General features: G+C 59.4%; 20 protein-coding genes. 16 read left to right on the top strand and 4 right to left on the bottom strand.

Annotation, left to right across the window (positions count from 1 at the left end; all coding sequences use genetic code 11):
• Positions 1–149: 149 nt before the first annotated feature.
• The 8 genes from C6Y32_RS14440 to C6Y32_RS14405 all read left to right on the top strand — a co-directional run bounded on the left by C6Y32_RS14440 (position 150) and on the right by C6Y32_RS14405 (position 10,141).
• Positions 150–1,106, top strand: a complete 957-nt coding sequence (locus tag C6Y32_RS14440; protein ID WP_105205982.1) for a carbohydrate kinase family protein — start codon at positions 150–152, stop codon at positions 1,104–1,106.
• A 37-nt stretch (positions 1,107–1,143) separates the two neighbouring features.
• Positions 1,144–2,076, top strand: coding sequence for a carbohydrate kinase family protein (locus C6Y32_RS14435; RefSeq protein ID WP_105205981.1), 933 nt, complete (start codon positions 1,144–1,146; stop codon positions 2,074–2,076).
• Between the two features lie 26 nt (positions 2,077–2,102).
• On the top strand, positions 2,103–3,050 hold the full coding sequence (locus C6Y32_RS14430; RefSeq protein ID WP_105205980.1) for a PfkB family carbohydrate kinase: 948 nt from the start codon (positions 2,103–2,105) through the stop codon (positions 3,048–3,050).
• Positions 3,051–3,233: 183 nt separating this feature from the next.
• Complete coding sequence (locus C6Y32_RS14425; protein WP_105205979.1) at positions 3,234–4,088, top strand: RNA polymerase sigma factor; 855 nt, start codon at positions 3,234–3,236, stop codon at positions 4,086–4,088.
• A gap of 2 nt (positions 4,089–4,090) precedes the next feature.
• Positions 4,091–4,765, top strand: a complete 675-nt coding sequence (locus C6Y32_RS14420) for a DUF2461 domain-containing protein (RefSeq protein ID WP_306418984.1) — start codon at positions 4,091–4,093, stop codon at positions 4,763–4,765.
• A gap of 336 nt (positions 4,766–5,101) precedes the next feature.
• Complete coding sequence (locus C6Y32_RS14415) at positions 5,102–6,415, top strand: MurT ligase domain-containing protein (protein ID WP_105205977.1); 1,314 nt, start codon at positions 5,102–5,104, stop codon at positions 6,413–6,415.
• On the top strand, positions 6,412–7,185 hold the full coding sequence (locus C6Y32_RS14410; RefSeq protein WP_105205976.1) for a hypothetical protein: 774 nt from the start codon (positions 6,412–6,414) through the stop codon (positions 7,183–7,185). Before C6Y32_RS14415 ends, C6Y32_RS14410 begins: the two co-directional genes overlap by 4 nt.
• Before the next feature lie 301 nt (positions 7,186–7,486).
• A complete protein-coding gene (locus C6Y32_RS14405) occupies positions 7,487–10,141 on the top strand; it encodes a calcium-translocating P-type ATPase, PMCA-type (protein ID WP_105205975.1) in 2,655 nt (884 codons plus the stop codon).
• Positions 10,142–10,224: 83 nt separating this feature from the next.
• Here C6Y32_RS14405 and C6Y32_RS14400 read toward each other — a convergent pair whose 3' ends face one another.
• A complete protein-coding gene (locus tag C6Y32_RS14400) occupies positions 10,225–10,854 on the bottom strand; it encodes a hypothetical protein (protein WP_105205974.1) in 630 nt (209 codons plus the stop codon).
• A gap of 191 nt (positions 10,855–11,045) precedes the next feature.
• On the opposite strand from C6Y32_RS14400, the gene C6Y32_RS14395 reads away from it, so the two are divergent.
• From C6Y32_RS14395 to C6Y32_RS14370, 5 genes are all read left to right on the top strand, one after another.
• Positions 11,046–13,076, top strand: coding sequence for a peptidoglycan-binding domain-containing protein (locus tag C6Y32_RS14395; protein ID WP_243562797.1), 2,031 nt, complete (start codon positions 11,046–11,048; stop codon positions 13,074–13,076).
• A 337-nt stretch (positions 13,077–13,413) separates the two neighbouring features.
• Positions 13,414–13,965, top strand: a complete 552-nt coding sequence (locus C6Y32_RS14390; RefSeq protein WP_105205972.1) for a peptidoglycan-binding domain-containing protein — start codon at positions 13,414–13,416, stop codon at positions 13,963–13,965.
• A gap of 827 nt (positions 13,966–14,792) precedes the next feature.
• Positions 14,793–15,848 (top strand): TRM11 family SAM-dependent methyltransferase, encoded by a 1,056-nt coding sequence (locus C6Y32_RS14380; protein WP_105205970.1) that lies wholly within the window; start codon positions 14,793–14,795, stop codon positions 15,846–15,848.
• A gap of 14 nt (positions 15,849–15,862) precedes the next feature.
• Entirely contained in the window at positions 15,863–16,729 is an 867-nt protein-coding gene (locus C6Y32_RS14375; protein WP_105205969.1) for an MBL fold metallo-hydrolase, read from the top strand.
• A 66-nt stretch (positions 16,730–16,795) separates the two neighbouring features.
• Positions 16,796–17,215 carry a PPC domain-containing DNA-binding protein gene (locus tag C6Y32_RS14370; RefSeq protein ID WP_105205968.1) on the top strand — a complete coding sequence of 140 codons (420 nt, stop codon included), beginning with the start codon at positions 16,796–16,798 and terminating at the stop codon, positions 17,213–17,215.
• A 407-nt stretch (positions 17,216–17,622) separates the two neighbouring features.
• On the opposite strand, the gene C6Y32_RS14365 is transcribed toward C6Y32_RS14370, so the two are convergent.
• Positions 17,623–18,729, bottom strand: coding sequence for a DNA alkylation repair protein (locus C6Y32_RS14365; RefSeq protein ID WP_105205967.1), 1,107 nt, complete (start codon positions 18,727–18,729; stop codon positions 17,623–17,625).
• Positions 18,730–18,868: 139 nt separating this feature from the next.
• On the opposite strand from C6Y32_RS14365, the gene C6Y32_RS14360 reads away from it, so the two are divergent.
• On the top strand, positions 18,869–19,705 hold the full coding sequence (locus C6Y32_RS14360) for a class I SAM-dependent methyltransferase (protein WP_105205966.1): 837 nt from the start codon (positions 18,869–18,871) through the stop codon (positions 19,703–19,705).
• 176 nt (positions 19,706–19,881) lie between these two features.
• Here C6Y32_RS14360 and C6Y32_RS14355 read toward each other — a convergent pair whose 3' ends face one another.
• Positions 19,882–21,105, bottom strand: a complete 1,224-nt coding sequence (locus tag C6Y32_RS14355; protein ID WP_105205965.1) for an AI-2E family transporter — start codon at positions 21,103–21,105, stop codon at positions 19,882–19,884.
• A 265-nt stretch (positions 21,106–21,370) separates the two neighbouring features.
• On the opposite strand from C6Y32_RS14355, the gene C6Y32_RS14350 reads away from it, so the two are divergent.
• Positions 21,371–22,660: an HlyC/CorC family transporter gene (locus C6Y32_RS14350; RefSeq protein WP_243206577.1), complete on the top strand. Its 1,290-nt coding sequence runs from the start codon at positions 21,371–21,373 to the stop codon at positions 22,658–22,660.
• A 69-nt stretch (positions 22,661–22,729) separates the two neighbouring features.
• Here the strand turns inward: C6Y32_RS14350 and C6Y32_RS14345 are convergent, their stop codons facing one another.
• Positions 22,730–23,905, bottom strand: coding sequence for an RNA polymerase sigma factor (locus C6Y32_RS14345; RefSeq protein ID WP_164998305.1), 1,176 nt, complete (start codon positions 23,903–23,905; stop codon positions 22,730–22,732).
• A gap of 216 nt (positions 23,906–24,121) precedes the next feature.
• Here C6Y32_RS14345 and C6Y32_RS14340 point away from each other — a divergent pair.
• Positions 24,122–25,784, top strand: a 1,663-nt coding sequence (locus C6Y32_RS14340; RefSeq protein ID WP_129589465.1) for a hypothetical protein, incomplete at its 3' end; no start/stop codon positions are given.

The following is a 25,784-nucleotide window of genomic DNA, read 5'->3' as shown; positions in this document are numbered from 1 at the left end:
TCTGTCCAGCTGAAAAATAGCCCTCATCCCTGTGCAGGCCGCCCCTGCACAGGGTTTTCATGCGGTCGGCGCCCCGCCGTACCGCGGCTCCCAGCAAACATCGATCACGCTGTGCCGGTATCCGGCAAAACGACTATTGAGGTGATGAAATGGACTTTATCGCAATTGGCAACACCATGACCGACAGCATCATGAACCAGGACGGCAGCTGCACCGAGTACCACATGGGCGGCCCGTCCCCGTTTGCCTATGCCGGCATCCGCATCTGGAACGACAGCTGCTCAATGATCACCAATGTGGGCGAGGACTACAATGCCCTCTACGGCGATTGGATCCGCAAAAACCAGGTCTGCACCGACGGCATCACCGTGGTGCACGAGACCACCCACAACAATATCCTCACCTATAATGAGGACGGCACCTACGGCGCCTCCAATCTGGCCCCACACGACTACGCCACCGAGATGGGCTACATGGAAGTAAAACCCGAGCAGATTGAGCAGTTTACCAAAGGCGCCAAGGCGGTCTACTTCTTTTTTGACGCCTACAACCCCGTCTTCTGGGAGGAGTTTGCCCGCATCAAAGAGAAAAACGGTTTCGAGTTCATGTGGGAGGCCTCCGGTGTCACCAGCACCCCCGAGTACCTCGACCGCATCAAAAAGATCATCAGCGACTGCAAAGTAGAGCAGTTTTCCATCAACTACCCCGAGACCAAGTCCCTCTTTGGCGTCGACACCCGCGAAGACGCGCTGGCGGCCCTCAAAACGCTGGGGGTGCCGTTTATCATCATGCGCGACGGCAAAAACGGCATGTACACCATCAAGGGCGACAAGCACTATCTCATCCCCAGCGTAGATATGGGCAAATTCATCGACCAGACCGGCTGCGGCAACTGTTCCACCGGCGCGGCCATGTACGCCTATTACGTCACCCGCGACCCGGTCATGGCCGGCATCATGGCCAATATCTCCTCCGGCTATAACATCTGCCAGTTCGGTCTCACCCAGCAGTTCACCCCCGAGATGCGCACCCGCGCCGAGGAGACCGCCCAGCAGATGTACGCTGACTATCTGCAGCAGCACGGCCTCAATAAACAAGATCTGTAGGCCCCGTCGGGGCGACCACTGTAAAGAGAGAAGTATCATGAAATATATCTGTTCTGGCAACATTATGCTCGATACCGTCAAATACCCCGACGGCACCACCAGCGGCACCCATATCGGCGGCCCGGCCATCTTTGCCTACGCCGGCATCAAGCTGTGGGATGACGACTGTCAAATGCTCACCAACGTGGGCAGCGACTACGATGAATACTACGGTCAGTGGATGCGGCAAAACAGCGCCACCTATCAGGGCATCACCGTCATGAGCGACTTTTGCACCCACCACTACCTCACCTACCACGACGACGGCACCTACGACTGGGAGTATGTCCACGGCGCGCATAAAGGCGCCATCAACATGGGCTTTTTAGAGATGCACCCCTACCAGTTCGAGGCCGCCTGCGACCAGGATTCGGTGCTGTATTTCCCCATTTCCCTGGAAAATCACACCTTCTGGGATCAGCTTTTAGAGGTCAAGCGCAAAAAGAAGTTTACCTTCATGTGGGAGATCGGCGCCACCTCCGCCGTGCCCGAAAATCTGGAGCGCATCCGCCAGATCTGCTCGCAGATCGAGATGTTCTCCATCAACTACCCCGAGGCCAAGGTCCTCTTCGGTGTCGACACCGAGGAGGAGGTGCTGCGCGGTATGAAGAGCCTGGGGGTCCCCTTTAGCATCATGCGCATCGGCAAGCGGGGCATGTACACCATCGAGGGCCAAAACCACTGGCTCATCGACTCCATTCTCATGGATCAAGTCGACGCCACCGGCTGCGGCAACTGCTCCACCGGGGCGGCCATGTACGCCTACCACAAGACCAAAGACCCGGTCATGGCCGGTATCATGGCCAACATCTCGGCCGGCTACAACGTCATGCAGTACGGCCCCTGCAAAGACCTGGCCGCCGTGCGCAGGGAGGCCGAGCAGCTGGCCCAAAAGACCTACCAGCAGTACAGAGAGCGCTACGGCCTGTAAGGCCAAACCGATAAGGAGGAATGACCATGAAATACGCAGCAGTGGGCAACTTCATCACCAACCGCCTGCAATTCGTCGACGGCCGGGTGGTAAACGACGTGATGGGCGGCACCGCCTACGGCATCGAGGGCCTGCGCCTGTGGCACGACGACAGCTCTATCATCTGCGGCGCCGGCACCGATATGGACAAACACTACGGCGCCTGGTTTGAAAAGAACCATCTCTCCCGTGAGGGGATCCGCCTGCTCACCGACCACACCACCTACAACTACGTCCAGTACCGGCCCGACGGCACCTATTACGAAAACAGCATTGTCGGCACCAAGGTGTACGGCTGGAACAACTTCGGCTATCTCACCCCCACCGCCGCCGATGTAGAGCGGGTGTGCGGCGGCATCGTAGGCCTCAACATCTGCCGCGGTCTCGACCACTTCTTCTGGTCCGAGATCGGCAAGCTCAAAAACAGCCACTGCTTTAAAGTCATGTGGGAGATCGGCACCAGCTGCTGCGTGCCCGAAAATCTGGAGCGCATCCTCGACACGCTGCAGTATGTCGACTACTTCTCCATCAACCTCCCCGAGACCAAAAGCCTTTTCGGCGTCGAGACCGAGGAGGAGTGCCTGGCCAAATTAAAAGAGCTGGATGTGGAGTTCACCCTGTTCCGGGTAGGCGAGAAGGGGCTCTACAGCATCGCCGGCGATCAGCACTGGTTCGTGCCCTGCCTGCGCTGGGACGGCGACATCGTCGACCCCACCGGCTGCGGCAATTCCTCCACCGCCACCGCGCTGGTGGCCCTGTGTGAGGGGGAAGACCCCATCATGGCCGGCATCATGGCCAACATCACCGCCCACTACAACGTGCGCCAGTACGGCCCGGTGTTCGATATGTCCCATGAGCTGCGCGACGAGATGACCGCCCTGGCCAAAAAGCTGCGGGCCGAGTACCCCGACCAGCCGGCTCCCCTCTGCCAGTAAAAACTTACCAGCCGTCGGCTCCAGATCATAGCCCGGCTGCCGCCGCAGCGCGCAGTGTTCTGCGCGCTGCGGCTTTTTGCTGTAAATAGCGAAAAAAGTGGCCGTATTTACAAAAAATTAACAATTTCTATTCTGTCACAAATGTGCTGCCGCCCAGTCTAATAAAAAGGAGGTGTATAAATAATGATGTCTACAACACACGAAAAACAGCTGCTCGCCGCCGCCGTCGCCGGCGACGAACAGGCGCTGGAACAGGTGCTGCACAGCGTACAGGATATGGTCTTTAACCTCTCGCTGCGCATGCTGGGCACCATCCCCGACGCCGAGGATGCCGCGCAGGAGATCCTCATCAAGGTCATGACCCACCTGTCCTCTTTCCGCGGCGACAGCGCGCTGTCCACCTGGGTGTACCGCATCGCCGTCAACCACCTGACAAGCTGCCAAAAAGGCATGTTTAAAGACCATCCCCTGAGCTTTGAGGAGTACGGCGCCGATATCCTGTCCGACCGCGCGCACGGCCTGCCCGACCTCAGCGGCGGCGTCGACCGGGCGCTGCTGGCGCGCGAGCTCAAGCTCTCCTGTACCTGCGTCATGCTGCAGTGTCTCGATGCACCCAGCCGCGCGGTGTACATACTGGGCACCATGTTCGGCCTCGACAGCCGCACCGCCGCCCAAATACTCGGCACCACCCCCCAGGCCTACCGGCAAAATCTCTCCCGCACCCGCAAAAAAATGGCCGCCTTTCTGGGCGCCTACTGCGGCCTGGGCGGCGGGCCCTGCCGCTGTGCCGACCGGGTCGATTACGCTGTCGCCAGCCACCGCATCGACCCGCAGGACCCGGGTTTTTGTGCCCTGCATCCGGCCAGCCCACAAGCAACCGTCCACACCGGCGCCATGGAAGAGCTCGACGCTCTCTCCCAGGTCTTTGCCGACCTGCCCCATTACCGCTCGCCGCAGCAGGTGTCTGACTGGGTGCACCAGCTGGTGCGCAGCAAGAGCTTTCGCACCGCTGTAAACGGGCAGGGGGGAGATGCGTGAACATGCAGCAGATGCTCGACTTTCTCGCCCAACTCGAACAAAATAACTGCCGCGACTGGTTTTTGCAGCACCGCCCGCAGTACATGCAGGCCAAGCAGTGTTTCGAGCAGCTGGTGGCAAAGCTGGTGTGCCGCCTGCATCGCGCCGACAGCGCGATCCCCCTTATGCCGGCCAAAGCGCTCACCTTTAAGCTCATGCGCGACACCCGTTTTAGCCGCGATAAATCCCCCTATAATCCCGCCTTTCGCGCCCATATCGGCCCGTCCGGCAAACAGCCCATCCCGGTGGGGTACTTTCTCTACCTCCGCCCGGGCGGCCGCTCTTTTCTCGGCGGCGGCCTGTTTGCCGACATGCTAAAAGGCGCCACTTCTATGGTGCGCGACCACATCGCCGCCCACGGCGACGACTGGCAGCAGATCATTGCCGACCCCGATTTTCGGCGGCACTTTACCGTCGGCGGCACCGCTCTCAAAAACGTGCCCCGCGGCTACGACCCCGGCCATCCTCAGGCCGCATACCTCAAAAATAAGAGCTGGTATATCGAGTGCCAGCTCACCGACAGCCAGCTGCAGAGCGGGTCGTTTCTCGACGATGCTGTCGAGATCTATTTAAAAATGCGACCCTTTCACGATTTTCTCAACACCGCTCTGGCTGGCTTTGTGATGCCCGCCCGCTAAAACGCCAAAATGTCTTTCTGTTCCCCGCCGCCCCTCCCTCGAGTTAAAAATACCCCCACCCGTGTCATATCCGTCCACACTGTGCCCTGCCGGGCCCGCGACAGCTGTCGCGGGCCCGGCTTTTTTGATCGCCGCCCCGCCTAAAGCGATTACCCTCCCCATTTTGTGCATGTTTTTACACGCGGCAGCTGGTATACTGCAAAAAAATAGTGCAGTTACCAAAGATGACTCGCCGTCAAACACCCATCACATTGGGCTGTAAAAATATACGGTACGGTAAACGCAAGGAAGTGTGGCCGGGCCGCGTGCCCGGCAAAAAAAGAGGGATCTAAACACATGAGATTTACACTGGCTCTACTGGTGGGCAAACTGCTGGCCAAACTGGGCGGGCTGCTGGGCAAAGCCACCAACCTGCCCGGGCAGGTCGCCCTGAAGATCTGCCCCGACCTGATGGCCCGCATCCGGTTTAACGGCAAGGTGCTGGCCGTCACCGGCTCTAACGGCAAGACCACCACCGCCAATCTGGTGGCTCATATCCTCACCCAAAATGGCTACTCGGTGGCCGGCAACGCCAAGGGCTCCAACCTCACCGGCGGCGTCGCCACCACGCTGCTGTGCGCCAGCGATCTGCACGGCCGCGCCCGACAAGATTTTATCGTGCTCGAGGTGGACGAGCGCTACTCCCGGCTGATCTTTCGTTGGTTTTCCCCCGACTACCCGCTGGTCACCAACCTGTTTCGCGACCAGCTCACCCGCAACGGCAATGTCGATGTGATCGTAGATAAACTGCATCAGGCCATCGGCCCCGATGTGCAGCTGGTGCTCAACAGCTGCGATCCCATCAGCGGCGATCTGGCCCCCCACAACAGCCGCGTGTACTACGGGCTGGCCAAGACCCCCCTGTCGACCGATGAGAGCCCCAACCTCACCCACGACGCCCGGGTCTGTCCCCGCTGTCTGGGCCGCATGCAGTACAGCTACTACCACTATAACCACATCGGCCAGTACCGGTGCCCCAGCTGCGGTTACCAGAGCCCCAAGCCCCAGTATCTGGCCACAGACTTTGACCCCGCCACCGGCGACTTTGCGGTAGGTGGCCAGCGGGTACACACCAGCTACCCCAGTTTGTTTCACGTGCTCAATATCACCGGGGCGATTGCCCTGTGCTGCAGTGTCGGGCTGCCGCTCGATCGCGCCGTCGCTGCCGCCTCCACCTTTACGGTGAGCAAAGAGCGACTGGAGACCTTTGCCGTAGGCGACCGGCAGGCCACTATGATCCTGTCAAAAAACCAAAACCCCGTCTCGTTCGACCAGTCTATCTCCTACCTGCTCGAGCGCGACTGTCCCGGCGGCAAAACGGCCATTATTCTGGTCAACAACATCAACCACACCGGCCATAAAGACACGACCTGGCTGTACGATATCAGCTTTGAGCGGCTGGTGGGCCAGGTGGAGCAGGTGGTCTGCACCGGGCCGCGAGCTCTCGATCTGGCCGTGCGGCTGCAGGTGGCCGGCCTTCGTCCCGATCAGGTGCGCATCCAGCCCGAGGTGCGCCAGCTGGCCCCGGTGGTGGCCGATACCACCGGCGACCTGTTTATCCTCACCGAGATTTACGATGCCCACTCGATACTGGAGGTGATCTGCCCGTGAGCGATAAAAGAGAAGTCACCCTGCTCTGGCTGTACGACGACCTGCTCGATCTGTACGGCGACCGCGGCAACATGATGGCTCTGCAGTATATCTTTGCACAAAACCAGATAAACTGCGTACTGCGCTGCCAGAGCCTGGGCGACGCGCTCGACTTTGACAGCTGCGACTTCGTGTACATGGGTCCGGGCAAAGCCCGCAATCTGCAGGCGGCTACACAGCACCTGCGGCAGTACCGGCCGCAGTTCATGCAGGCGGTGCAGCGCGGGGTGCCCATGCTGTTTTGCGGGGGCGCCGTCATGGCGCTGGGCCAAAGCGCGCAGTTTGCCGCCGGCCGCCCGCCCGAGGAGGGGCTGGGCCTGTTTGCCTACACTACCGCTGACAGCGGCGAGGTATTCGTCAGCGATGTCACCGCTATCGAGCGCTTTACCGGCCTCGATCTGCGCACCTACGGCTTTGTAAACCGCACCGCCGCACAGCAGTGGTCTGCCGCCAGTGCTGACCGCCGTTTTTGCCAGCTGCTCTACACCAGCCGCCCGCTCGACTGCGACCCGCAGGCAGACTCTGCCGCCGGCTTTCGCACCGAGGGGGCCATCTGCAATAATCTGCTGGCCACCTGGCAGCTGGGCCCACTGCTGGTCAAAAATCCCGGTCTGGCCCGCCACTTTGCCCAGCTCATCGCCGGCCGGCAAGACCTCATTTTCGACGACAGCCTGTGGCAGCAGGCGCTGGAGGCCACCCTGCGCGAATTTAGTGGCCTGCAAGCGATCTAGACCGTCCCAAAAACCGGTAAAACTGAAAGTTTGGTGTTGACACAGCTGAGAAATACTGGTATGATGACAAAACAATTGAAAACAGAAAACACCCATGGGGGAGTAGTAGGCGCGATTTGCGTGGCAAGTCAACATACTGACCGGTCTGTCCGGTCTGGCTTGCCTTAATGTACGAGACTCATGTATGGCCGTTACCGGTAGTACATGCGTCTTTTTTAGTTTAGCGTCAAGACCCAGGTACAGTCACTGCGGCTGTACCTGGGTCTTTTCTATTGTAAAAGTTTTATGGGAGGAAACTTTTATGACCGCTCATACCGCCACTACTGCCGATCTGCTGGCCCGCTTGCAGGTCGATCCATCTACCGGTCTCACTTCCGCCGCGGTGGAGGAGAACCGCCGCCGTCACGGCGCCAACAGCTTTACCCGCGAAAAACCGCCCACGCTGGCTCGCCGCATCTTCGCCGCCGCCACCGAGCCGATGATCGTCATGCTCATCTTAGCCGCCTGTATCACGCTGGGGGTCAATCTGGTGCGGTATTTTACCGGCGGCCAGGCCGACTTTTTAGAGTGTATCGGCATTTTTGCCGCCATCTCTCTGTCCACCGTCATCACCGTGGTGATGGAGGGGCGCAGCGCCAAGGCGTTCGAGGCGCTGGGCCGCATCGGGGCAGATACCCGGGTGCGGGTGCTGCGCGGCGGCGAGGTGCTGCTCTGCCCGCAAAAAGACATCGTGGTGGGCGATATCCTGCTGGTCGAGACCGGGGACAAGCTGCCCGCCGACGGCCGCCTGCTCGAGAGTGTCGCTCTCATGGCCGACGAGTCGCCGCTCACCGGCGAGAGCGCCCCGGTCAAAAAGAGCGCCCAGACTGTTATCACTGACGAAAACACCCCGGTCGCCGAGCGCGGCAACATGCTCTATTCCGGCTGTTTTATCACCGGCGGCAGCGGCAAACTGGTGGTCACCGGGGTGGGGGATGCCACTGAATTCGGCCAGATCGCCCGGCAGCTGGCGTCGGTCGACAAGAGCAGCACCCCGCTGCAGGAGAAGATGGCGGCGCTGGGTAAGCGCATCACCGTCATGGGTTCGGTGGCAGCGGCGGTGGTGTTCATCATCCAGCTGCTCATCTTTCTCTCTCAGGGCACCGCCACGCTGGATACCGTGTCCGAGGCATTTATCACCAGCATCGTGCTCATCGTCGCCGCGGTCCCCGAGGGCCTGCCCACCATCGTGGCGGTGTCGCTGGCCATCAACGTCATCAAAATGTCCCGGCAAAACGCGCTGGTCAAAAAAATGATCGCCTGTGAGACGGTGGGCTGCATAAGTGTCATCTGCTCAGATAAGACCGGTACCCTCACCGAAAACCGTATGACCGTCACCGACGTGTACGCGCACCGCCGGCTGGTAAGGCCCCAGGACCTGCACGATACATACCTGCTGGAAAACTTCTGTGTCAATTCCACCGCCGATATCCGTGTCGAGGACGGCCGCGCCCAGTTTATCGGCAACCCCACCGAATGTGCGCTGCTGGTGGCGGCACAAAAAGCCGGCTGCCGCTACTGTGACCTGCGCAACAGCGGCAGCCCGGTACATGTCTACCCCTTTACCTCCGAGCGCAAAAACATGACCACCGTGCTGGCGGCGGCGGAGAGGTACCTGGCCTACAGTAAGGGAAGCCCAGAGAAGATCCTCTCGATGTGCGCCATAGACGACAGCGAGCGGCAGGAGGCGCAGGCCCAGATAGCCCGTTTTCAGGCAAAGGCCTGCCGCGTGCTGGGCTTTGCCCATAAGGAGCTGCAGAGCCGTCCCGACTTTGACGCCGAGCGCGGCGAGATCGAGCAGGGGATGATATTTGACGGCTTCGTCGCCATCACCGACCCGCTGCGGCGGGATGTGTATGCGGCGGTGGAGCGCTGCCGCAGCGCCGGCATCGAGCTGAAGATGCTCACCGGCGACAACATCGTCACCGCCCGGGCCATCGCCGACGAGCTGGGCCTTTTAGACGGTGATCACGTCGCCGTCGAGGCCCGTCAGATCGAAAACATGACCGATGCGCAGCTTGCCCGAGAGCTGCCCCGCATCCGGGTCATCGCCCGCAGCACGCCGGTGGTCAAAATGCGGGTGGTCGACGCCCTCAAGGCGCAGGGCGATGTGGTGGCTGTCACCGGCGACGGTATCAACGACGCGCCGGCTATCAAAAATGCCGACGTGGGGGTAGCTATGGGCATCTCCGGCACCGAGGTCTCAAAAGAGGCCAGCGACATCGTGCTGCTCGACGACAGCTTTTCCACCATCGTCAAGGCGGTGCAGTGGGGCCGCGGCATCTACGAAAATTTTCAGCGCTTCATTCAGTTTCAGCTCACCGTCAACCTCTCCTCGGTCATCGTGGTGCTCTGCTCCATCCTGTCGGGGTTCGCCGCCCCGTTTACTGCCCTGCAACTGCTGTGGATCAATATCATCATGGACGGCCCGCCGGCCCTGACACTGGGGCTCGAGCCGATGCGCGGCGATCTGATGCGTCGTCGGCCCACCAGCCGCAGCGCCAGTATCGTCTCCGGCGGCATGCTGGCGCGTATCGCGGTAAACGGCATCTTCATCTCGGCGGTGTTCATGGCCCAGCACTGGACAGGCTTTTTGGGCGGCACGCCGCGCCAACAGCCAACGATACTGTTTACTCTTTTCGTGGTCTTTCAGCTGCTCAACGCCTTTAACAGCCGCGAGCTGGGCAGCGACAGCATCTTTAAAAACCTGGGCGCCAACCGGCTCATGCTGGGGGCGTTTGCCGGCACCTTTTTGCTGCAGGTGATCATCACCCAGTTTGGCGGCTCCTTTTTCGGCACAGTCCCGCTGCCGCTGTACATGTGGGTAAAAATTGTAGCGCTGGCGGGCTCGGTGCTGCTGCTGGCCGAGCTCACCAGGCTTATCGGGCGGGCGTTTGCTCGCGCCCGCCGCACCTGATCGTCCATCAAAAAATACAAAGAGAACTGCCGGCAAAGAAGCCGGCAGTTCTCTTTGTACGTGATACGTGATGGATGAGTTCTCTATTTTTCATTGCGGATATCGGTGATCAGCTCTCTGGCGTAGGGCAGGGAGCCGATCCAGTCGCAAAACACATGCCACTCGGCCAGCTTGTGGTCCTTGCGCGCGTAGTACATGCTCACCAGATTTTCGTAATTCATGGTCACGGTGCGCATCTGCTCATAGCTGGTGGGCAGCAGCTGGATCATCGAGTACCAGATCTCTTTATCCTTGGTCTGCAAGTACTGCTGGCGCAGCTGCTCCAGGCAGGCGATCACCCCGTCTAAACAGGCGCGGGCGGCGTCATTCATCCGGTCGCAGCTAAAATCGTCGGCCGAAAAGGGCTTAGCGTGTATCTTGTGCATGGTAGAGGTGGAGTTGGCCACCGTGCCTACCTTGTAGGTATCAAATTCTTTCCACCAGTACAGCGGGGCGGTAATGTCTACCGACACGAAGATCTGCCGCATAAATTTGCGGTGATCCGAGCCGGCCCGGGCCAGCCGCATAGCCAGCGACAGGTCATTTTCCCCCAGTAGGTATTGGCCGTCGTCGCCGTAAGCGCTGTCCGACCGCGCCCAGCTGTTGAGCGGATTGCGCGCGCCCCGCAGGGCATTTTCCATATTCATCACTGCTGTCTTGTCTACCCGCAGCATAGTCGGTCCCTCCTTTGTGGGCAAAGCGGGCCGCACCTTGGGGGCGGCCACATCGCAGCTATCATACCATGTGCCTATGGCCCTTGTCAAAACGGTGAACCCTCTCTGCCCGGCGGGCATAGAATGTGATGACCCTGGCGGCAGGCGGGCAGCCGCTGTGGCGAAATGCAAACCGAACAGGAGGAATTGTTTTGGGCACAGGACAACTGATTTTTAGCATCAAGACAGCACAGAACGCCCTGCCGGTACAGAGTGTACGGGTCACCGTTACCCGTGAGGAAAACGGCGAGATCGTCTTTGACCGGGAGCTGGTGACCGATGCCGACGGCAACACCCAACCCATATCGCTCACTGCGCCGGATATGGCCCTCTCTCTCGACGAGAGCTATCGGGGCGCAGCGTACGAGACCTACGACGTGGTGATCGAGGCCGACAGGTACCTGCCTTTCACCATCAAAAACCTACAGATATTCGATCAGCGCACCGCCCTACAGGAAGTGCAGATGATCCCCGACGACACGGGCAGCCACGCGGCGCCCGCCCAGTATTATAATATCCCACCCAACCAACAGGCGCTGCCCTGTCCCTGCTACTCTACGGCCCCGCCGGAGAGCCGTATCCTGGTGCAGCCCATCATCCCCACCAACATCACCGTCCACCTGGGCCGTCCCACTAACGCCTCAGCTGAAAACGTGACTGTCAGCTTCCGCGACTATATCAAAAATGTGGCCTCCAGCGAGATCTATCCCACCTGGCCCGAAAATGCCTTGCGGGCCAACATCTACTGCCAGATCTCGCTGGCCCTCAACCGGGTGTATACCGAGTGGTACCCCAGCCGCGGCTACAATTTCCAGATCACCAACTCCACCCAGTACGACCAGTACTTCGTCAAAAACCGCAACATCTTCGAGAACATCAGCCGCATCGTGGACGAGATCTTCAACGTCTTTATCCGCAAGACCGGCCGCGAGGAGCCGTTTTATGCCGAGTACTGTGACGGCCGCCAGGTGACCAACTGTCCCGGTCTCAAACAGTGGGGCACGGTCACGCTGGCCAACCAGGGCCTCACGCCGCTGCAGATCCTGCGCCGCTACTACGGAAACGAGGTCTATCTCTACGAGAGCGACCGCATCCAGGATATCCAGCAGTCCTACCCCGGCACGCCGCTGCGGCTGGGCAGTTCCGGCTACGATGTCACCGTCATTCAAAACCAGCTCAACCGCATCCGCCGCAACTACCCCTCTATCCCGGTCATCAACCCGGTCGATGGGCAGTTCGGTTCGGGCACCGAGGCCGCCGTCCGCGCTTTCCAAAAGGCGTTCAACATGACGCAGGACGGCATCGTCGGCAAAGGCACCTGGTACAAGATCTCCTACATCTATGTGGCGGTCAAAAAGCTGGCCGAGCTGGGCAGTGAAGGCGAAGATATCGACGTGCCCGACAGCCCGCCGTCCTCCGTCCTGCGGGAGGGGGATACCGGCGACGGGGTCAAGGTGGTCCAGTACGTGCTCAAGTCGGTAGCTCAGTTCTACGACGAGATCCCCGACCTGGCCGTCGACGGCATTTTTGGCCCCGGCACCACCACCAGCGTCAAGGCCTTCCAGCAGTACTTCGGCCTGCCTACCGACGGTATCGTCGGCCAGGAGACCTGGAACAAGCTCATCCAGGTCTACAAAGAAGTATCGCCCGAGGTGCCCGACGTCAACTGTCCCTGTAAGACTTACCCCGGCACCCCGCTGCGGCTGGGCAGCCGCGGCACCAACGTCAGCGACGTGCAGTTCTACCTCAACGCCATCGGCACCGTCAATATCCTCATCCCGCGGCTCACGGTCGACGGCATCTTCGGCACCGGCACCCAAGAGGCGGTCATGGTATTCCAGCGGCTGTTCGGGCTCACCCAAGACGGTATCGTCGGCCCGGCTACCTGGGCCTCTATCTGTGAGCAGTTCTGCGGCCTGCCGGTGAAACCTCCCTGCCCGGCCTACCCGGGCGGGACCTATCGCCAGGGCTCTACCGGAAATGCGGTGCGCAACATCCAGTCGATGCTCAACATCATCTCGCTGGGCTACCCACAGATCCCGCGGGTCACCGTCGACGGCATCTTTGGCCCCGCCACCACCCAGTCGGTGCGGCTGTTCCAGCAGAACTTCGGCCTCACCGTCGACGGTATCGTCGGCCAGGCAACTTGGAACAGTATGTGCCGGGTGTATAATACCATCTAACTTTTTGCGCAAAGCCAGCTAAGAGCATCATCGGGACTGAAAATCCATCCCACCCAAAAGCGGCGCAAAAAGCGTGAGGACCACTCTCAGGGCACAGCCCTTCGCACCGCCTTGGCGGTGGCGCGGACCTCACCAAAACGCGGGTGAGCAGAATGGTCTGCCCCGAGTAAAAGTCCCTGAGTGCCGGTGCAAAACGAGGGGCCGGTTCCCGCGACCAGCGGTGTAAAGAGAATAAAAAGCGCCGCCAACCCGCCGGTAGCGCGGTACGCCTGTGCTGCCGGCCCTGTACACAAGACATATCCTATCTTCGTCACAATTTTTTATGAGGTGAACAATCATGTCTAGTTGCGTATGCAAATCCTATCCCGGGTACGTACTCACCGTCGGCTCCTCCGGTTCTAACGTGGCCGATGTACAGTACTATCTCAATGCCATCAAGACCCGCTATGCACAGATCCCGGCGGTAACCGTCGACGGCCAGTACGGCTCGGCCACTCAAAACTCGGTGCGTATCTTCCAGCAGATCAAGGGCCTGGGCGTAGACGGCAAAGTCGGCTGGGCCACCTGGAAGGCCTTCTGTCAGGAGCTCTGCGTCAACCCCGTAAAGCCGGTGGCCAAACCCTACCCCGGCCGCAGCTACTCCCTCGGCAGCACCGGCAACCCGGTACGCGATATCCAGCACTACCTCAGCGTCGTCGCCACCCGCTATCCCATCGTGCAGAGAGAGTCGGTCGACGGCACCTTCGGCAACTCCACCAAGTACTCGGTGCAGCTGTTCCAAGAGGCCTTCGGCCTGCCGGCTGACGGCATCGTCGGCCGCAACACCTGGAACAAACTCGTTGAGGTGTATAACACAGTAGACCCCACCGTTCCCGATCTCAGCATCTAACTGCATATAGGTAGCCGCCGCTGCGGCCACCATAGAGCAAGGCCCGGCACGTATCCCGTGCCGGGCCCTGCTGCGTCCTGGGCAAAAAAACGCCCAAGTAAGCGGTGCCCCCAGTACCGTGTAACATAGCGGCCGCGGCAGCAGATAGCCGTAAGCGGTGCCCGGTACCCACAGCCCTGGGCACACCTGTCCCGGCTGCAGCCGGCAGTGTATATCGCCACCGGCGGTGCCGAGCCGTATATCCGGCCCAACAGCGGCCGGTGCTGCCGGAAAAGTGCCGTCACCGGGCCGCCCTGCCAAAAAGCACCGCAGTGCCCCAGTGCCCCAGTGCCACCGCGGTACCCGGCATGGCTGCGCTCTTTATGCGCCGCGGCCGCCTTGGCGCAGAGGTATCGCGCTCCGCTTAGGCCAACGGGTCGCCGGCGCCGACTTGCAGTGCAGTGGTGATACGGCCGATCACCTTCAGGTCCGGTCGGCCGTTGCCGCGCTGCCAGCTGAAGACGGTCTGTCGGGCAATGTGCAACAAGCCCCCCAGCGCTGCCGGGATCAGGCTCTGCTGCGGCCGCAGCTGGCGTGTGCGGCTACCGATATACCCATAAAGATCACCTCCATGCACCTGCACCTTTACGGTAGCGCTTAGTCGCCGCAGCGCAACGCAGAGATGGCTTATCCTCTGCTAAAATATGTGCGCCGTGGTCGTCACCCGTATAAACAGCGGGTCATTGTGCAGCAGCCCCTGTGCGCCCGGGGCCGAATGTGTTATAATGGCGGTGGACGCCGCGCGCTGTGCGGCGCGCCAAATCTGTGTAAAAGAGGGGGAGCGAGCCGTGCCGCCCGTCACCTACTATATTCTGGTCAACCCCGGTCACAACCGGGTCTACCTCAAAAATTCCCAGCAGATGGCCCTGGCCGAACTCCAGCTGCTCTGCAGCCGTTTTGCGGTGCCTTGCCGCGACTTTGCGCGCATCCAGCTGGCCGGCGGCGTGTGCGACAGCTTTATAGCCGATGAGCCGCTGCCCCCACCGGCGCTGGATGCACTGTGGCGGCTATCCGATATTTACGCCCTGTTTTCAGGGGCGCCGGACGGCTTGCTGCGCCCCATACAGCCCAGCTGGCAGCCGGTGTTCGACGAGGGGATCAGCACCATCTTAAAATACACCGGCAAGACAAACGAACTCTTTACCCGTATGCTCATAAATGTGGCCCGCCTCTCCAGCGATTACGCCGACGCCCCCGACCTCTGGCTGCTCGATCCTATTGCCGGTAAAGGGACCACGCTGTTCGAGGGGATGCGTCAGGGCATGGACTGCTGCGGCATCGAGATCACCTCGAAATCGGTGCAGGAGTCGGTGGCCTACTTAAAAAAATACCTGCAGACCGAGCGCTTTAAACACACCTATAAAAAAGAGCGCCGCGGTGGAAAAGACGCCAAAGGCGCCAGCTTTACCGCCACGCTGCACCAGTTTACCTATGCCGCTGATAAGCAGCAGCAAAAACAGGGCGGCCGGCAGTGCATATTTGCCGCCGGCGACAGCACCGTTGCCCCGCAGATTTACAAAAAGGGCCAGTTCCACCTCATCGTGGGCGATCTGCCCTACGGCGTGGCCCACGGCAACGTGTCCGGCCCGCAGAACGGCGGCAAGACCCGCAATCCCACCCAACTGCTCAGGACCTGCCTGCCCGGCTGGCGCCAGCTGCTCAGGCCCGGCGGGGCCATCGCCCTGTCCTGGAACAGCTTTTTGCTCGGCCGCGACCAGATGCGGCAGCTGTTTGCCGAGAGCGGTTTCGAACCCTGCACCGGCCAGCTGTACGACAGCTTTGAACACCCGGTCTCGCAGGCCATCCGCCGCGATATCGTCGTCGCCCGCCGGCTGGCCCGGTAAAGAGAGGAGCTCCCATGTCTATCCAAGTCACCCTGCATATCCTCATGGATAACCAGCCCGCCCCCGGCCGGGAAGAGGAAGGCCTGGTCTGCGAAAACGGCTTTAGCTGCCTGGTCACCGTGACCGAGAATGGCCGGCAGCATAAGCTGCTGTTCGATACCGGTGACAGCGGCCGCTTTTTGCAAAATGCGGCGCAGCTGGGGCTCGACCTCTCGGCGGTCGAGTACGTGGCGCTCTCCCACGCCCACTACGACCACACCCGTGGTTTTTTGGCCTTTGCCGGCATGGGCTACGATTATAAACTGCTGGTGCACCGCTACTTTTTTACCCCCAAATACTGGGATCAGGAGCACAGCTACCTGTATGTGGGCAATGCATTCGGACAGGAGTATATCACCCGCCACCACATTGCCTGCGCCATGATCTCCCACCAGACACACCCGGTGTGGGAGGAGGGGCACACCTACCTCATATCCGCCTTCGACCGCACCTGTCCCTTCGAGCCGCTGGACAGCTGCCAGCTGCAATCCCGCGGCGGCGAGTACTGCCTCGACGACTTCCGCGAAGAGATGGCTCTGGTCATCGAGGGGGCAGATGGCCTGGTGGTGCTCAGCGGGTGCAGTCACAGCGGGCCGGTCAACATCTGTCAAACTGCTGCCCGCCGTTTTGGCAAGCCGGTCAAGGCCTTTGTGGGCGGCACCCATCTCATTGCCGCCGACGAGGAGCGAGCTGCCAAGACCATCGAGTACTTTAACCGCTCCGGTATCGAGACTGTGGGGGTCTGCCACTGTACCGGTGAGTTGGGTCTGGCCGCCTTTGCCGATCACTGCCCCCACAGCCAGCATATCGGCGTGGGCACGGTCCTGCGGTTCGAGATATAAAAGACAAGATACAATAAGGCGTAATTCAAAAAAATATTACTAAAAGTAAAATAAGGGGGAGATCAAATGACTTATCAAGTGCTGGGCGATACCATCGCTCTGCGGCTGCAGATCGGCGAGGAGATCATCACTTCTATCACCGCGGTCTGCGAAAAAGAGCATATCACCGCCGGTACCATCAGCGGCCTGGGTGCCGCTGACCACGCGGTGGTCGGGCTTTACCGGGTGGGGGAGAAGAAGTATTTCCCCACCGAACTGGACCGGGATATGGAGATCACCTCGCTCATCGGCAATATCTCGCAGATGAATGGCAAGGTCTACCTGCACATCCACGCCACCTTTGCCGACGACACCGGCCGCGTATTTGGCGGCCACCTGAACGAGGCCACCATCAGTGCCACCGCCGAGATATTTCTCCGCCGTCTGGACGGGACGATCGGCCGCCGCCACGACGCATCTATCGGCCTCAACCTCATGGACGTGTAGAGCTTTCGGGCGGCACCGTTCCTCGAGCGGCCGGGTCCGCAGCGCTGTCGGGGAGCACCGGTGCGGTACAGGGTCCGCACCGTGCCCCCGATCTTTACCGGTGGCCTTCCCAAAATGTTTCGATTAGACCCTATAAAATACGGGAGAAACAGGTGATGTGTATCCGGCGTGCCCGGCACCGAGCGATCAGCGGTGCCGGCCGGAAAAGAGCGGCAAAGATCAGTAGCACAGGTAAAACAGACTGCGTTGGCAGTTCTGTTTTTGTGCCTTACCTCTTGATCTACTGCTGCTATCATTTTGTCCATCGTCTCGAGCAGCTGCAGAGAGGTATCTGTGGCTGTTTTCTTTTTATCGGGTAAAAGCGGGCCCGAATATCGGCGGTACATCGTATCTGCCTGCCGATCAGGCTATTTTGCTGCCAATACCTCAAAATGCAGTACATCCTGCTGGGTGCCGCCGATGATGAGCGCAATAGAATGCGTTCCTGGATAGTGGTTTCTCGTGCTTAGATCGGCGAAAGAATGCGTTTTGTCGTAGCGCTTTCTCTGTCCCGCCTTTAGGGATATCTCGGATATAAAAAATATTTTGCGGCTCTTTTTGCCGCCCGACTTTACATAATCGATGCTGTATTCCAGCCGTAACCGAGCTGTTCTTTTGGCCTCTATACAAACGGAAAAAGGCAGGCTCTCTCCGATCGAGACGGCCGATGCCCCCAGTGAAAAGTCGATAATGTCTACACAGTCGACAGCAGAAAGGCCAAAGATATCCAGCGCGCCCCGATCACCTTTTTTAAGGAGAGATCGGCACCCGCGTTTTACGATCCAATCGGTATATGGGTGCTTTCCGTACCACTCTCTGGCGATCGTTACGACCAGGTCGGGATGTGTTTTAGATATATCATTGAGATTGTTGGCCACGCTTTTGCGGACATGGACCGATGGATCGGTCTTCAGCTGTTCCAGGATGCCGAGCACTGGCGACGGATCTTTTTTAAAGCTGGGCAGCGCCTGGCCCCAGGGCAGTTGTGGGCGGCAGCCCTCGCTGGCCAGCCGCCGCACAAATGCATCTTCATGACTGGCCCAGATGGACATCTGCCGCATCATGCGTTCTTCGTGATGTATGATAAACGGCCTTACAGCAAATTCGGCAGTAGCGTAAGGGGTATACCGCTCTAAAGCCGCCATCGACAGGTCCCAGTTACACACATCCTGCCCATATACCTCAACATAATCAGGAAAACATGCACAGGCATTTTGGTGAAACCCGATGGGATAACGCACGATGACCTGATCTATAATAGCGAGCGCCCGGCCATAATCTGCCGGTAGATACCTGCCCAGGTAAATGGTGACACGCCGCATGCGCTCTTTTAGCTTTCGTGCGTCCCAAGTGTCATCTATGATGTCGGCAATAAAAGCAGCCGCTTCGAATGTGGGATATACGGCCTTTATGCGCAGAGCCAATTCGTGGAGCGCATCAACATGATAGTATTTGTTTTTCATCAGGTCTGGCATATGCTCGTCCCTTCAAGTCACACTGCAAAAACACTTCTGCATGCCTGTAAAATATGGCCGCTTTTTAAAAGAGCGAAACGGTACACATTGTCAAAAAACGATCTTCATACCCCTTTTTATCTAGAGAGGAAAAACTGCGATGTATCATCAACTAGCCGCCTGCCTGCAGCCCCCGGCCACCGCCTACGCCCCCAGCGATGTCAGCATCTGGACCGACGCGCACATATCCAGCCAGATGCTGGCCGCCCATCTCGACCCTGCATTTGATGGCGCCAGCCGTCCCCATCGGTTTATCGACCGCTCGGTGGCGTGGATCAAAGAAATATTGCCCCCACAGGAGTACCGGTCGCTGTTGGATGTCGGCTGCGGCCCCGGCCTGTACGCCGAGCGGTTCTGCCGGGCGGGATACCGGGTCACAGGTGTCGATTTTTCATCCCGCTCCATAAACTATGCGACTGCTGCGGCCCAAAAACAGCGGCTGGATATTCGCTATGTCTGTCAAAACTACCTCCAGCTGTCGTCCCGTGCCGCTTTTGATCTGGCTACACTCATCTACTGCGACTACGGTGCTCTGTCGGGCGAGGATAGAAAAACCGTACTGCAAAAGATTCACCGCGCACTAAGACCCGGTGGAAAACTGCTGCTGGATGTATTCTCCATGCGGCAGTACAGCGACTTTACCTGCGGCCGCAGCTGGGAAGACCACCCCGCCGGTGGATTTTGGAGCCCCGCTGCACACCTGGAAGTAAACAGTGCCGGCTACTTTGCCGACGATCTCACCCTGCGCCAAACGGCCGTCATCACCGAAACCGAGATCCGCCGCTTTTACCTGTGGGATACCTACTTTACCCGCGAGAGTCTCGCCGCCGAAGTGCAGGCCGCCGGGTTTGCGGTGTGTGCCTGCTACGGCGACGTATCCGGCGCCCCGTATCGGCAGAGCAGCCCAACGCTGGCGGTACTGCTCACAAGGCAGTGAACAGGTGCCGCCCATCGCCGCCCTACCCGCGGCAATAGAGAGCAAAAAAGAGCACGGCGTTTCGCCGTGCTCTTTTTTGTAAAAGCCTCGATCAAGGCCCCAAACAAAGCCCCGGCGTACCGGCAAGCGGCAGGGCCGGTACATAATTCCACATCCCGGTCTCGATCCGCGACCGCTCAGCGCTCAAACGTCTCGGCCACCGGCGGCCTGACGGGTACGTCCTCCTCTACCGGGGCCACCGGCCCTGCCGCTTTGTAGGTCTCGGCGTCGGTGGGCATGCCGCGCTTTTTAAGCCGCTCCTCCACCAGCGATTTGGTGAGCACATAGATGACCGAGAACATGGGCACCCCCACGACCATGCCCAGCACCCCCAAAAAGTGCCCGGCGATAAGGATGGAGAACATCACCCAAAAAGCCGAGAGACCGGTGGATTGCCCCAGGATCTTGGGCCCCAAAAAGTTGCCGTCGAACTGCTGCAGCGCGATGACGAACAGCACGAACCACAGTGCCTTGATGGGCTCGGCGATGAGGATGATGAACGCCGCCGGTACCGCGCCGATGATCGGCCCAAAAAAGGGGATGATGTTGGTCACCCCAATGACCACGCTCACCAGCAGGGCAAACGGCATCTTCATCAGGCTGCAGCCCACAAAACAGATGATGCCGATGATCAGCGAGTCGATCAGCTTGCCCGATAAAAAGCCGCCAAAGGTGCGGTGGCTCAGGTCCACCACCGATATGGTCTTGTCGGCAGTACTGCGGCGCACCGTGGCGTACAGCAGCCGCTTGGCCTGCGAGCAAAAGCGCTCCTTATTAAACAGCAGGTAGATGCTGGCCACCAGCGCCACCAAAATGTTGAGCACGAACGACCCGATCGAGAGCGAAAAGTCCAGCAGCTTGGGCAGCGTCTGCTTGGCGATATCCAGCGCCTGTACCAGGTACACCTCCCACGAGGCGAACAGGTCGGTGACCTTGGCCGGGTCAAACGAGTGCTCGGCCAGCGTGGTGCGCACCAGCGACTCCAGCTGTTTGTACCAGCCGGGTATGTACTCCAGCAGCGTGCGCACGCTCAGCACCACCTGGGGCAGCACCACCGCAATAAATGCGGCCACGATCAGCAGGGCCATCGTGTACACCAGCAGCGCCGCCACCAGCCGCCGCAGCCGGGGGCTGCGTATGCCCTTGAGCCATTTGCGCTCCAGGTAATTGAGCGGGGTGCTCAGCACGTAGGCGATGGCAAAGGCGGCAAAAAATGGCGTCAAAATACCGCTGAACTGCTGTATCGACTGGGCGATGCCCTTAAAGTTGATGCACAGCACAAACAGCAAAACACCGGTGCACACCACCACCACGCCCGGCAGCGCCCGGTAAAAGATGTGCGAGACTCTTTTTCTGTTCATAGATAGAGACCTCTCTTTGCAGATGTAAAAAACATACAGTCCCAGTATACGATGAAACGCCGCCAAACACAACCTGCCCGGCCGTTTCTCGCCGCCCGGCCGCCCGACCGTTTTCCAATATTTTTTGGACGCGGTCTATCCTGTAGTTTCTCTTGCAGCATAAGCGGGTTTTTGCTATAGTAGAAATGATACGAACAAATCTCAAGTAAGGGCTATTTGCACGCCCGCCACCAACCGTCATCATAAAAAAGGAGTGTTACCTACATTGGAAGATGGCAGTATAGGCCTGTTTATCATGCTCATCGTCGTTTTAGTTGCACTGTCGGCATTTTTCTCGGCGTCCGAGACCGCGCTGTCCACCGTCAACCGCATCCGGCTCAAAAAGCTGGCTAAAGGCGGCTCAAAAAAGGCGTCGCGCGCGCTCGACGTGGCCGAGCAGTTCGACAAGGCGATCTCCACCATCCTCATCGGCAACAACATCGTCAACATCGCCTCCGCCTCTATCGGCACCGTGCTGTTCACCGCCCTGCTGGGCGCCAGCGGCGCGGGTGTGTCCACCCTGGTCATGACCATCGTGGTGCTCATTTTCGGCGAGGTGCTGCCCAAGTCGGTAGCCAACGAGTACTCCGAGAGCTTTGCCATGTTCTCTGCCGGCACGCTGCGGGTGCTCATGAAGGTGTTTGCCCCCTTTGTGTGGATGTTCAGCAAGCTCAAAAATGTGGTCTCTAAAAAGCTGCAGGGCTCAATGGGCGAAGTCACCGCCCAGCCCTCGGTCACCGAAGACGAGCTCAAAGTCATCGTCGAGGAGATCGGCCAGGAAGGCGTGCTCGAGAGCCAGGAGAGCGAGCTGGTGCGCTCCGCGCTGGAGTTCGACGAGATCACCGTCAACGAGGTGCTCACCCCCCGCGTCGACGTGGTTGGGGTCGAGGTGGGCGACGATATCGACGAGATACGCGACCTGTTTTTTGCCGAGCGGTACTCCCGCATCCCGGTGTACGAAAAAAACATAGACAACATCATCGGCATCCTCAACCAGCAGGAGTTCGTCATGCGCCTGTGTAAAGGCCAGAATTTTAAGGTGGCCGATATCCTGCAAAAGGCGCTGTATGTGCCCCCCACCAAAAATATCTCGCAGCTGCTGCGCGAGCTGCAGCGCGAGAAGTTGCACATGGCCGTGGTCACCGACCAGTACGGCGGCACCCTGGGCATCGTCACCCTCGAAGACCTGCTCGAAGAGCTGGTGGGCGATATCTGGGACGAACACGAGGAGATCACCTACTCCATCATCCCGGTGGGAGAGGACCTGTACGAGGTCAGCGGCGACTTAAATGTCTACGACATGCTCGAGAAGCTGGGCTTTGACACCGACGGCTACGATTTCGACGCCACCAGCGTCAGCGGTTGGGTGCTGGAGGAGTTCGAGCACATCCCCCAAAAAGGCGAGCGCTTCACCTTCGAGAATCTGGAGGTCGAGGTCACCCAGGTAGACGACCAGCGCATCCTCAAGGTGCTCATCAAAGTCGCGCCCCCGCCGCCAGAACAAGAGGATCGATGACCGCTGCATAACCCAGCAGCAGATAAAAAGAGGGCCGCCCGGCCAGAGCGGGGCAGCCCTCTTTTTTATTTAGGCCAGGTCCATGTGCACCGTGCCGGTCGATCCGTTGCCCAAAACGTCGGTCGCCTGCACCGTGTAGTCGCCCGGCGGTATAGAAAACACAGCCCTCTTGGCCGCCCGGTCCAGTTTGCCCGGGTATATACCGCCGTCGCTGCCCACACAGGTCACCGCCTGCAGGTCGCTGTCATCCGCCAGCTGTAAAGTCAGCGTGCTGCCGTCTTGCATAAAGTGCAGCAGCTGTGGCCCCCGGCGGTCCACCCCCTGCACATACACCGCCGTTTGGCTCTGGGTGCCACCCGGCGACCGGGCCCGCACCGTGTATTCACCCTCCTCGGTCACGGTGGCGGTGTATACTGCACCGCGGCGCCGCTCGGTCAAAGCCACGGCTTTCCCACTTGGCCCGTACATCTGTACCCGGTTGTTGCCGGTCAGCCCGCGCAGCTGTATTTGTACGGTTTTCTGCCGCGCCGGCTGGCTGTCCTGCACGGTGGCCTGTATGTCGATCGGCCGCAGCGTGGCCGCCGCCCCAAAGCAGCAGAGTATCGCCGCTATCCCCGCCGGCAGCAGCCGGCGCGCGGCCCGCCCCTTATCTCCGGCCGGGCGCGCCGCGCCCCAATGCAACAGGGGCAGAGGGAGGGGGAGGAATACAAAGTGCAGCCCCTGCCGCATCTTGTCCAGCGCCGCGCGCAACAGCCGTTTTACCGTCCGCTCCGAAAGGTGCATCCTGTCTGCCACCTGGGCGATCTTCAGCTGCTCAAAGTAGCGCAGGGTCACCGCCTCCAGCTCGTTTTCGCTCAGCCAGCCCAAAGCGGTGCGCACCGCCTCGCGGTCGTCATAGGCGGCCACCGGGTCGCGGCGGTCGGCAATGTCCTCCAGCTCTCCTGCCCCCTGCACGCGCTCGGTCTCCCGTGCCTGTCGGCGGCGGTAGTTCATGCACAGGTTATAGGTGATGCGGTTTAGGTAGGCCACCAGCCCCCGCGGCTGCGACAGCCGCCCAATATTTTGCCATAACACCAGGTACACGCCCTGCAAAATATCATCGGTGGCCTTGTCGTCGCCCAAATAGCGCCGTATCTGTCCGGCCTGCATGGGGGCGGTGGCGGCATACAGCGCGTCAAAGGCGGCCCGGTCGCCCCGTCTGGCGCGCACCAGCAGCTCGCCCAATTGCTGATGGGTCAATTGCATACGATCTTCCCCCACTGTCTTAACGAAATATATCGCCGGCACAAACGGCATACCGATGGCAGATATGCTGCTATTATAACATTGCCGGCCTGCAGATTCGACAAAAAACACTGGTATCCCATATTTTACAAAAAAGTTGTCCCTTTTCCCCGCGCCCCGACATTATAGAAATATAGCGTGTCATATCTGTGTGTGGAAAAACAGGAGGGAACGATCATGTCGATAAAATTAAACAAGGGCCGACTGCTGGCCGGCCTGCTGGCGGTGGCCCTGTGTGTGGGCAGCCTGCCGCCGGGGCTGCCAGCCGTTTCAGCGGCCGCAGCCGAAGACGATTCCAGCAGCGAATTCGTGGGAAGCTTTGACCTGCAAGAGATATTTGACTACAGCCACCCAGAAGAGGACACAGCAGGTGTGCTGGGTCTTTTATCTGACGGCAACAGCTGGCACGCGGCTGATGTAAAGTCTTATTGGGATCACCCACAAAAGCCCGAGACAAGATATTATACCGGTTCAGGCGTGTCGAGTAAAAACCTCCTCTCTATGAACGCCAGCTGGGAGATCGTGGCCGAGACCGAGATGAAACTGCACCCCAGCCTTACCTACTTAATAACGACGATGAATTTGACACCGGAAAAACCACCGGTCACAGCTACTGACCAACAAATTAACCAGTATTTTGTGGTAGGGCTTGATGGCAACCGCGACCAAAAAACAGTATCCTCATGGAATTTTCACAGTGTTAACGGGGTAAACAAATTTGATAGCTATACAAACGACGATGGCCTCACCGCATCCGAGATGCAAGCGAAACAAAATATAATGCTGGCTTATGATCATGATACGAAAAAGCTCACCTGGGGGTTGGATAACCGCCATATTACTGTTGAGCGGAAGGCCAGTATCGCCAATACGGATAAGGCGTGGTTGAGCATAAGCGGTTCAATTATCTGGAATAAAACGAGCACTCTGCCCACCGATTCAACAGTAGACCTGGCCTTTAAATCTGCCCGCTACACCCACTATGCGCCGCAATTCGTCAGTACCAAGCTGCTTGGCACCGACGGCAGCGAAATGAGCGACGAGCAGAAAAAGCAGCTGAAAGACGGCGATATAGTCACCGTGCAGGCCATCGTCAAAAACACCCACCCCGATGCCGGGCAGGAAGTAGTGTACGACCATCTCACCATCGTCCCCCAGAGCGACGACAAATACAAAAAATACCCCACCGCCGGGCTGGATATCCTCACCGCGGCCGAGGGCCAGCAGATCGTGGTAGACGGCAAGCCCCTCACCGAAGATATCGATGTAGCTGCCGACGGTATACCGTTCGGCTGTACCGCCGCCGGCAATACCATCACCTATAGGGTAAAGATCAACAACCCCCAAAATAAAGCTGTCACCGTCGGTCAGGTCATGAGCGACGACTTCTTCGGTTCCCGCCAGTACTCTGGCACCGAACTGGTACCCGAGCAGCCGCTCATTCCCTACGACCCTGCCGCCCCGGAAGAGGAACAGCTGGAGCCGGGCAAAGACTACCACTACATCCGCACCCCAGCCAACGAAAACGGCTGGAACAACGGGGACGTGAAGATCGAGTTCTGCCCCGGCGACTTCGACCGGTTCGGCATCACCGACAGGCAAAATGCCGGCGACAAGGTGCTGCTGGATGAGATGAACAAGGTCCAGCAGTACACCGACGAGCTCTCCGGCAAGCCGGTGTACCTGCAGGCCGAGAGCTCCAAAGAAAACGCTGTATCGGTAAAAAAAGAAGACGAGATCAAGATCGATAAGACCGCCCCCGGTCTTGCCGCCGCCAGCACCGACCTCACCCTCACCGACAGTCTCTCCGGCGTGTGGAAACTGCAGAAGAAGACGGCCC

Source organism: Neobittarella massiliensis (ex Bilen et al. 2018), from assembly GCF_900289145.1.
Classification (GTDB): domain Bacteria; phylum Bacillota; class Clostridia; order Oscillospirales; family Ruminococcaceae; genus Neobittarella; species Neobittarella massiliensis.
Note: the sequence above shows the minus strand (reverse complement) of the source record. Positions and strands in the feature narration are given on the sequence as shown.

Excerpts from the sequence above, each read along its gene's own strand:
- C6Y32_RS14415 (WP_105205977.1), top strand. The coding sequence starts at position 5,102 with ATGAGATTTACACTGGCTCTACTGGTGGGCAAACTGCTGGCCAAACTG.
- C6Y32_RS14420 (WP_306418984.1), top strand. The coding sequence starts at position 4,091 with ATGCAGCAGATGCTCGACTTTCTCGCCCAACTCGAACAAAATAACTGC.
- C6Y32_RS14425 (WP_105205979.1), top strand. The coding sequence starts at position 3,234 with ATGATGTCTACAACACACGAAAAACAGCTGCTCGCCGCCGCCGTCGCC.
- C6Y32_RS14440 (WP_105205982.1), top strand. The coding sequence starts at position 150 with ATGGACTTTATCGCAATTGGCAACACCATGACCGACAGCATCATGAAC.
- C6Y32_RS14435 (WP_105205981.1), top strand. The coding sequence starts at position 1,144 with ATGAAATATATCTGTTCTGGCAACATTATGCTCGATACCGTCAAATAC.
- C6Y32_RS14370 (WP_105205968.1), top strand. The coding sequence starts at position 16,796 with ATGACTTATCAAGTGCTGGGCGATACCATCGCTCTGCGGCTGCAGATC.
- C6Y32_RS14390 (WP_105205972.1), top strand. The coding sequence starts at position 13,414 with ATGTCTAGTTGCGTATGCAAATCCTATCCCGGGTACGTACTCACCGTC.
- C6Y32_RS14365 (WP_105205967.1), bottom strand. The coding sequence starts at position 18,729 with ATGCCAGACCTGATGAAAAACAAATACTATCATGTTGATGCGCTCCAC.
- C6Y32_RS14355 (WP_105205965.1), bottom strand. The coding sequence starts at position 21,105 with ATGAACAGAAAAAGAGTCTCGCACATCTTTTACCGGGCGCTGCCGGGC.
- C6Y32_RS14405 (WP_105205975.1), top strand. The coding sequence starts at position 7,487 with ATGACCGCTCATACCGCCACTACTGCCGATCTGCTGGCCCGCTTGCAG.
- C6Y32_RS14375 (WP_105205969.1), top strand. The coding sequence starts at position 15,863 with ATGTCTATCCAAGTCACCCTGCATATCCTCATGGATAACCAGCCCGCC.
- C6Y32_RS14360 (WP_105205966.1), top strand. The coding sequence starts at position 18,869 with ATGTATCATCAACTAGCCGCCTGCCTGCAGCCCCCGGCCACCGCCTAC.
- C6Y32_RS14430 (WP_105205980.1), top strand. The coding sequence starts at position 2,103 with ATGAAATACGCAGCAGTGGGCAACTTCATCACCAACCGCCTGCAATTC.
- C6Y32_RS14400 (WP_105205974.1), bottom strand. The coding sequence starts at position 10,854 with ATGCTGCGGGTAGACAAGACAGCAGTGATGAATATGGAAAATGCCCTG.
- C6Y32_RS14345 (WP_164998305.1), bottom strand. The coding sequence starts at position 23,905 with ATGCAATTGACCCATCAGCAATTGGGCGAGCTGCTGGTGCGCGCCAGA.